At 54.6% G+C, this 3060-nt stretch carries 2 rRNA genes (1 of these 2 running past the window's edge); both read left to right on the plus strand.

The features are described 5' to 3' along the window. Positions 1 to 2822 (plus strand): 23S ribosomal RNA (locus C4N9_RS21525) (it extends 11 nt beyond the left edge of the window). Between the two features lie 87 nt (positions 2823 to 2909). Continuing rightward, a 5S ribosomal RNA gene (gene rrf / locus C4N9_RS21530) occupies positions 2910 to 3024 on the plus strand. Positions 3025 to 3060 lie beyond the last annotated feature (36 nt).

The following is a 3060-nucleotide window of genomic DNA, read 5'->3' on the forward strand; positions in this document are numbered from 1 at the left end:
ATAAGGGCGTTTGGTGGATGCCTTGGCAGCAAGAGGCGATGAAGGACGTGATACCCTGCGATAAGCTTGGGGGAGCCGGGAATAGGCTTTGATCCCAAGATCTCCGAATGGGGCAACCCACCTGACAGTTTGATATAATTGCCCTCGGGTGATTTATATCGAGCTGAAACAGGTACTATTACCCTGAATACATAGGGGTTTTAGAGCAAACCCGGGGAACTGAAACATCTAAGTACCCGGAGGAAAGGAAATCAACAGAGACTCCGTCAGTAGCGGCGAGCGAACGCGGACCAGCCGAGCCGAGATTGTGACTGGAATGCTCTGGAAAGGGCAGCGATACAGGGTGACAGCCCCGTACAGGAAGCATGATCGGACGTATTAAGTAGGGCGGGACACGTGAAATCCTGTCTGAAGATCGGGGGACCACCCCCGAAGGCTAAGTACTCCTTGCTGACCGATAGCGAACCAGTACCGTGAGGGAAAGGTGAAAAGCACCCCGACGAGGGGAGTGAAACAGTACCTGAAACCGGACGCCTACAAGCAGTCGGAGGGTCCTCGAGACCTGACGGCGTACCTTTTGTATAATGGGTCAACGACTTGGTCTATCTAGCAAGCTTAAGCCGTTAGGTGTAGGCGCAGCGAAAGCGAGTCTTAATAGGGCGAATGAGTTAGATGGATCAGACCCGAAACCGAGTGATCTAGGCATGAGCAGGATGAAGGTTGGGTAACACCAACTGGAGGTCCGAACCCACACCCGTTGAAAAGGGTCGGGATGACTTGTGCCTAGGGGTGAAAGGCCAATCAAACTCGGAGATAGCTGGTTCTCCGCGAAATCTATTTAGGTAGAGCGTCAGACGTATCCCTCGGGGGGTAGAGCACTGCATGGGTGATGGGGTCCCACAGACTTACTGAGCCTAAGCAAACTCCGAATACCCGAGAGGACTATCTGGCAGACACACGGCGGGTGCTAACGTCCGTCGTGGAGAGGGAAACAACCCTGACCTACAGCTAAGGCCCCCAATTCGTGGCTAAGTGGGAAAGCAGGTGGGACGACCAAAACAACCAGGAGGTTGGCTTAGAAGCAGCCATCCTTTAAAGATAGCGTAACAGCTCACTGGTCTAGACAAGTTGTCCTGCGGCGAAGATGTAACGGGGCTCAAGCCACGAGCCGAAGCTTAGGATGCACACTAGTTGTGCGTGGTAGCGGAGCGTTCTGTTCTGTATCTCATGTCTCTTTGGTGCCCCAGGGTACCCCGGAGACAGCGAGATCTGCTGTGAAGCGGGCCCGTGAGGGACCCGTGGAGCGTTCAGAAGCGAGAATGTTGACATGAGTAGCGACAAAGAGGGTGAGAGACCCTCTCGCCGAAAGTCCAAGGGTTCCTGCTTAAAGCTAATCTGAGCAGGGTAAGCCGGCCCCTAAGGCGAGGCCGAAAGGCGTAGTCGATGGGAATCAGGTGAATATTCCTGAGCCAGGAGGATGTGACGGATCGCAGGGGTAGTTCAGACTTATCGGATTGTCTGGGCTGCTGAGCGGTTCCTGGAAATAGCCCTCCATCAGACCGTACCCGAAACCGACACAGGTGGACTGGTAGAGAATACCAAGGCGCTTGAGAGAACCACGTTTAAGGAACTCGGCAAAATACCTCCGTAAGTTCGCGAGAAGGAGGCCCGGTTATTGCGCAAGCAGTGGCCGGGGGCACAAACCAGGGGGTGGCGACTGTTTACTAAAAACACAGGGCTGTGCGAAGCCGTAAGGCGACGTATACAGTCTGACGCCTGCCCGGTGCTGGAAGGTTAAAAGGAGGGGTGCAAGCTCCGAATTGAAGCCCCAGTAAACGGCGGCCGTAACTATAACGGTCCTAAGGTAGCGAAATTCCTTGTCGGGTAAGTTCCGACCTGCACGAATGGCGTAACGACTTCCCCGCTGTCTCAAACGTGGACTCAGCGAAATTGAACTGTGTGTCAAGATGCACACTACCCGCGGTTAGACGGAAAGACCCCGTGCACCTTTACTCCAGCTTTGCACTGGCATCAGGATTGTGATGTGCAGGATAGGTGGTAGGCATCGAACCAGGGACGCCAGTCTCTGTGGAGCCTCCCTTGAGATACCACCCTTCGCACTCTTGATGTCTAACCGCGGCCCCTCATCGGGGTCCGGGACCATGCATGGCGGGGAGTTTGACTGGGGCGGTCGCCTCCCAAACAGTAACGGAGGCGCGCGAAGGTTGGCTCAGAGCGGTCGGAAATCGCTCGTTGAGTGCAATGGCAGAAGCCAGCCTGACTGCAAGACTGACACGTCGAGCAGAGTCGAAAGACGGCCATAGTGATCCGGTGGTCCCACGTGGGTGGGCCATCGCTCAACGGATAAAAGGTACGCCGGGGATAACAGGCTGATGATGCCCAAGAGTCCATATCGACGGCATCGTTTGGCACCTCGATGTCGGCTCATCTCATCCTGGGGCTGAAGTCGGTCCCAAGGGTACGGCTGTTCGCCGTTTAAAGAGGTACGTGAGCTGGGTTTAGAACGTCGTGAGACAGTTCGGTCCCTATCTGCCGTGGGTGTAGGAGACTTGAGAAGAGTTGCCCCTAGTACGAGAGGACCGGGGTGAACGATCCACTGGTGGACCTGTTGTGGCGCCAGCCGCAGTGCAGGGTAGCTATGATCGGACAGGATAACCGCTGAAGGCATCTAAGCGGGAAGCCCCCTTCAAAACAAGGTCTCCCTTGAGAGCCGTGGTAGACCACCACGTCGATAGGCCGGAGATGTAAGTGCAGCAATGCATTCAGTTGACCGGTACTAATGGCTCGATTGGCTTGATCTGATCCAGTAACAGCAAGACAAACTGGACAAAGCATAATACTTGAACAGCGCTTCCAATAAGGAAGAGCCGATATTGTTTCTTATCCGGTTTGGTGGTCATAGCCCGTGCTAAACTCCCGATCCCATCCCGAACTCGATGGATAAGGGCACGAACGCCAATGGTACTGCGACCCAAGTCGTGGGAGAGTAGGTCACCGCCAAACCTGATAAGAAACAAAAAAACCTCATTCTATACGATG

The organism is Pararhodobacter marinus (genome assembly GCF_003122215.1).
GTDB classification, from domain to species: Bacteria; Pseudomonadota; Alphaproteobacteria; order Rhodobacterales; family Rhodobacteraceae; genus Pararhodobacter; species Pararhodobacter marinus.